The organism is Actinomadura sp. 7K507 (genome assembly GCF_004348425.1).
Lineage (GTDB): Bacteria > Actinomycetota > Actinomycetes > Streptosporangiales > Streptosporangiaceae > Spirillospora.
Genome location: NZ_SMKK01000559.1, coordinates 1 through 565, shown reverse-complemented (window position 1 = coordinate 565; position 565 = coordinate 1). Strand labels below are relative to the sequence as shown.

Annotated in this window: 1 pseudogene; it reads right to left on the bottom strand. The window is 67.6% G+C overall.

The window, feature by feature from the left end:
- Positions 1-565 (bottom strand): annotated as a pseudogene (locus E1285_RS45240) (nitrate reductase subunit alpha); the annotation flags it as partial.

Sequence of the window (565 nt, the reverse complement as noted above, 5' to 3'; positions counted from 1 at the left end):
ATCTTCGCGGCGTCCTCGCCGCTCATCCAGATGTTCGGGCCGCCGCGCGACAGCGACAGCATGAACAGGTTGTCCTGGTACTCCGAATGGATCGACCACTTGTTGTGCGGGGTGAGGTACCGGACGGTCAGCCCCAGCTCGCCGGTCTCCCCGATCTCGGGCTCGCCGAACAGCGCGGTCATGTTGAGCGGCGGCCGGAACGTGGGCAGTTGCTCGCCGATCTCGGCCATCCAGTCGTGGTCGAGGTAGAAGTGCTGCCTTCCGGTGAGGGTGTGCCAGGGCTTGAGGCGCTCGACGTTGATGGTGAACGGGGAGTAGCGGCGTCCCCCGCTCTCCGATCCGGACCATTCCGGCGAGGTGATGACCGGTACGGGGGCGGCCTGGGTGTCGGCGAAGGTGATCCGCTTGCCCTCGTGCTCGGCGGCCAGGTCGGCCAGTCGGGTGCCGGTGCGTCTCTCCAGGGTCTTGAATCCCTCGGTGGCCAGATGCCCGTTCGTCGTCCCCGACAGCGTGAGGATCATCTCGCAGGCGTGGACGTCGCGCTTCAGCGACGGCCGCCCGTCGG